This is a genomic window from Micromonospora sp. (assembly GCF_048594385.1).
GTDB classification, from domain to species: Bacteria; Actinomycetota; Actinomycetes; order Mycobacteriales; family Micromonosporaceae; genus Micromonospora; species Micromonospora wenchangensis.
This window is the reverse complement of sequence record NZ_JBMDWU010000282.1, coordinates 1-4,863: the sequence shown is the minus strand read 5'-3', so window position 1 is coordinate 4,863 and position 4,863 is coordinate 1. Positions and strand designations below refer to the sequence as shown.

The following is a 4,863-nucleotide window of genomic DNA, read 5'->3' as shown; positions in this document are numbered from 1 at the left end:
CCGGACGAACAGCAGCACCTGCTCAACCGGCTCAACGCCGCCGAGGCGTTCGAGACCTTCCTGCAGACCAAGTACGTCGGCCAGCGCCGCTTCTCGCTGGAGGGCGGCGAGTCGCTGATCCCCCTGCTCGACGAGGTGCTCCAGGCCTGCGCCGAGGGCGGCTTCCACGAGCTGGTCATCGGCATGGCCCACCGGGGCCGGCTCAACGTGCTCGCCAACATCGTCGGCAAGCCGTACGAGAAGATCTTCAACGAGTTCGAGGGCCAGATGGACCCGGACTCGGCGCACGGCTCCGGCGACGTGAAATACCACCTCGGGCAGACCGGCAAATACACCACACCCGACGGCCAGCACTGCACCACCGTCAGCGTGGTGGCCAACCCGTCGCACCTGGAGGCCGTCGATCCGGTGCTGGAGGGGATCGTCCGGGCCAAGCAGGACCGGCTCGACCTGGGCCTGGAGGGCTACACCGTGCTGCCGGTGCTGGTCCACGGTGACGCCGCGTTCGCCGGGCAGGGGGTCGTGGCCGAGACGCTCAACCTGTCCCAGCTGCGTGGTTACCGCACCGGCGGCACCGTGCACGTGGTGGTCAACAACCAGGTCGGCTTCACCACCGCCCCCGAGTACAGCCGTTCGTCGCTCTACTGCACCGACGTGGCCCGGATGATCCAGGCGCCGATCTTCCACGTCAACGGCGACGACCCGGAGGCGGTGATCCGGGTCGCCCGGCTGGCCTTCGAGTACCGCCAGGCGTTCAACAAGGACGTCGTCATCGACCTGGTCTGCTACCGCCGCCGTGGGCACAACGAGGGCGACGACCCGTCGATGACCAACCCCCGGATGTACGAGATCATCGATGCCAAGCGCAGCGTCCGGAAGATCTACACCGAGGAGCTGATCGGCCGGGGCGACATCACCGTCGAGACCGCGCAGCAGCAGCTCCGCGAGTACCAGGCCGAGCTGGAGCGGGTCTTCAAGGCCAGCCGGGACGCGGCCGTCGCGCCGGCGCGGGCCCGCCCGTCCTGGTCGGCGGAGCCCGAACCGCAGGTCGACACCGCCGTCGACGCGGCGGCCGTCCGTGCGGTCGGCGAGGCCCACCTGCACCTGCCGGAGGGGTTCACCGCGCACAAGCGGGTCCAGCAGGTGTTGCAGCGGCGGGCGCGGATGGCGGTCGAGGGCGGTATCGACTGGGGCTTCGGTGAGCTGGTCGCCTTCGGCTCGCTGCTGGGCCAGGGCGTCACCGTCCGGTTGGCCGGCCAGGATTCGCGACGCGGCACGTTCACCTCGCGGCACGCCGCGGTCGTCGACGCGGCCACCGGTGAGTCGTACCTGCCGCTGTCCCGTCTGGCCACCGGCGACGCACGGTTCTTCGTGCACGACTCGCTGCTGAGCGAGTACGCCGCCATGGGCTTCGAGTTCGGCTACTCGGTGGAGAACCCCGAGGCGCTGGTGCTCTGGGAGGCGCAGTTCGGTGACTTCGCCAACGGCGCGCAGTCCATCATCGACGAGTTCCTCTCCTCCGGCGAGCTGAAGTGGGGTCAGCGGTCGTCGCTGGTGCTGCTGCTGCCGCACGGGCAGGAGGGACAGGGCCCGGACCACTCGTCCGGGCGGCCGGAGCGCTTCCTGCAACTGTGCGCGCAGGACAACATGCGGGTCGCCATCCCCAGCACCCCGGCCAACTACTTCCATCTGCTGCGCCGGCAGGCCCTGTCGGCCAAGCGCAAGCCGCTGGTGGTCTTCTCGCCGAAGTCGTTGCTGCGGCACCGGCTCTGCGTCTCGGACGTGGGGGACTTCACCACGGGCGGCTTCCGACCGGTGCTGGACGACGGCGGGCCGGGTGTCGAGTCGCCGTCCGCCGAGACGGTCAGGCGGCTGCTGCTCTGCTCCGGCAAGGTCTACTACGACCTGGTGCAGGCCCGCGCCGACCGCGGCATCGGCGACACCGCCATCGTCCGGTTGGAGCAGCTCTACCCGCTGCCGGTCGAGGAACTCAGGGCGGTGCTCGACCGGTACCCCCAGGCGGAGGACTTCGCCTGGGTGCAGGAGGAGCCGGCCAACCAGGGTGCCTGGTCGTTCGTGGCGCTCAACCTGGTGGAGCACCTGGACGGGGTGCGGCTGCGCCGCATCTCCCGCCCGGCTGCCGCCGCCCCGGCGGTCGGCTCCGCCAAGCAGCACGAGGTCGAGCAGGCCGCGATCATCGATGCGGCGCTGCCGCAGCCCTGAGCACGGGTGACGAACGGACGGGCGGCCCGCCGGTGTGGCGAGCCGCCCCGTCCGCCGGGGTGGTCCGGCCGGCGGCCTCGGCCGTGGCGTCCATCTCCCGGATGGTGCGGGTGCCCGGTCGCCCTCCGTTCGGAGCCGGTGGTGGGCCGAACTGGACCAGGTCAGCGACAAGTATTTACAATGGTCGTTGTTAACGCTCACACCCGTCCCGGTGCCGAGGCCGCCCCGTCCTGGCGAGGTGGCGATCGGCGTGTGCCCGGCCGGGCCCGGCAGCCGGTGGCTGTCCGGTCCGGCCGATCCGCGTCACCGGCGTGCCGCCCCTCACCACGGCGGCCGTCCGACCGGCCCACGCCCTCGGCCAGCTCCACCGATCCAGGGGAGAAGTCCATGCGAACGAGGGCACGATGGCTCGCGGCGCTCGCCGTACTCGGCGTCATGACCGCCGGGGTGGTGACACCGACCGGCCCCGCCCACGCCGAATCCAACGGCGGGGTACGGGTGATGCCGCTCGGCGACTCCATCACCGAGGGCACCCAGGTGCCCGGCGGCTACCGGATCGGGCTCTGGCAGCGCCTGGCCGCCGGTCGCTACACGACCGACTTCACCGGATCGCAGTTCAACGGGCCGGGCAGCCTCGGTGACCACGACCACGAGGGGCACCCCGGCTGGCGCATCGACCAGATCGACGCGAACATCGTCGGCTGGCTGAACAACCAACGACCGCAGACCGTGCTGCTGCACATCGGCACCAACGACATCCTCCAGAACTACAACGTGGGCAGCGCGCCGAACCGGCTCTCCACCCTGATCGACAAGATCACGAACACCGCGCCCACCGCCGAGGTGTTCGTCGCGCAGATCATCACACTGTCCAACAGCAACCAGGCGGCGGCCGCGCGCACCTTCAACGCGGCGATCCCGGGCATCGTGCAGAGCAAGGTGAACGCCGGCAAACGGGTCCACCTGGTCGACATGCAGAGCGCCCTGACCACCGCCGACCTGATCGACGGCATCCACCCCACCTCCGGCGGCTACGACAAGATGGCCGCCCGCTGGTACAGCGCCCTGCAGTCGGTGCCCGGCAGCATCGGCAACCCGGGCAACAGCGGCGGACAGACCACCACCATCGTGGGCACCCCGTCGGGCCGGTGCGTCGACGTGCCCGGATCCGCCACCACCAACGGGCTCCAGCTACAGCTCTGGGACTGCCACGGCGGCACCAACCAGCAGTGGACGTACACCTCCGGCCGGGCGTTGACCGTGCTCGGCACCAAGTGTCTGGACGCCGCCGGCTACGGCACCACCCCGGGCACCCTGGTCACCACGTACGACTGCCACGGCGGCACCAACCAGCAGTGGAACGTCAACGCCAACGGCACCATCACCGGCGTGCAGTCCGGCCTCTGCCTCGACGCCAACGGCGGGGCCACCGCCAACGGCACGAAGCTCGTCCTGTGGACCTGCAACGGCCAGGCCAACCAGCAGTGGAGCCGGCGGTAGCCCGCAGCCCCGTCCAACGAAGGAGATGCCTGAAGTGACGCTACCGACAGATCGACCCCCGACCTCACCCCCGGCCGGCCGCCGGACCTCCGTGGCCCGGTCCGTGAGCTGGCTCTCGGCCGGCCTCGCGGTGCTCCTCGGCCTCGTGGTGACCGCGACCGCGCCGCACGCCGCGGTGGCGGCGGCGGACAACCCCTACCAGCGTGGCCCGGACCCGACCCCGGCCAGTGTGGCCGCCACCCGGGGGCCGTTCGCCACCACGCAGGCGACCGTGCCGGCGGGCAACGGCTTCAACGGCGGGTTCGTCTACTACCCGACCGACACCAGCCTGGGCACCTGGGGCGCGGTGGCGATCGTGCCCGGGTACTCCGCCCTGTTCGCCAACGAGGAGGCCTGGATGGGCCCCTGGCTGGCGTCCTTCGGGTTCGTGGTGCTCGGGATCGAGACCAACAGCCGGACCGACGGTGCCGACGCCCGGGCCACCCAGCTGCTCGCGGGGCTGGACTACCTCACCCGGACCAGCCCGGTGCGCAGCCGGGTGGACCCCAACCGGCTCAGCGTGATGGGCCACTCCGCAGGTGGAGCCGGCACCCTGCTGGCCGCGCTGCGGCGGCCGTCGCTGCGGACCGCGGTCGGCCTCGCCCCCGGTACGCCCGGCAACAACCTGAACATGTCCACCACCCAGGTCCCCACCCTGCTCCTGTCGGGTCAGAACGACGGCACCGTCACCCCGTCCTACGTGCAGGGCATCTACAACACGCTGCCCGCCGGGGTGGAGCACGCCTGGGCGGAGCTGGCCGGCAACGACCACCTGTCGTTCACCCGGTCGAACCCGACCGAGATGCGGCTGCTGATCCCCTGGCTCAAGATCTTCCTGGACTACGACACCCGCTACACGCAGTTCCTCTGCCCGCTGGCGAACAGCACCGGCGTCTCCCGGTACAGCTCCACCTGCCCGCTGGTGCCGCCGGGCGGGCCTACGATCCCGGCCACCCCGCCGCCGCCGACGACCCCCCCCCCCCCCCCGCCCCCCCCCCCCCCCCGCCCCCCCCCCCCCCCCCCCCCCCCCCCCCCCCCCCCCCCCCCCCCCCCCCCCGCGCGCCCCCCACGCCCCGCCCGCCCCCCCCCCCCCCCCCCCCC

At 71.9% G+C, this 4,863-nt stretch carries 3 protein-coding genes; all 3 read left to right on the top strand.

All coding sequences use genetic code 11. The features are described 5' to 3' along the window. The coding region (locus ACOJTC_RS15355; protein ID WP_420117389.1) for a multifunctional oxoglutarate decarboxylase/oxoglutarate dehydrogenase thiamine pyrophosphate-binding subunit/dihydrolipoyllysine-residue succinyltransferase subunit at positions 1–2,223 on the top strand (2,223 nt) is incomplete at its 5' end. A gap of 387 nt (positions 2,224–2,610) precedes the next feature. Beyond that, on the top strand, positions 2,611–3,723 hold the full coding sequence (locus ACOJTC_RS15350; protein WP_420117388.1) for a ricin-type beta-trefoil lectin domain protein: 1,113 nt from the start codon (positions 2,611–2,613) through the stop codon (positions 3,721–3,723). Positions 3,724–3,826: 103 nt separating this feature from the next. Continuing rightward, on the top strand, positions 3,827–4,863 hold a 1,037-nt coding region (locus ACOJTC_RS15345; RefSeq protein ID WP_420117387.1), incomplete at its 3' end, for a dienelactone hydrolase family protein.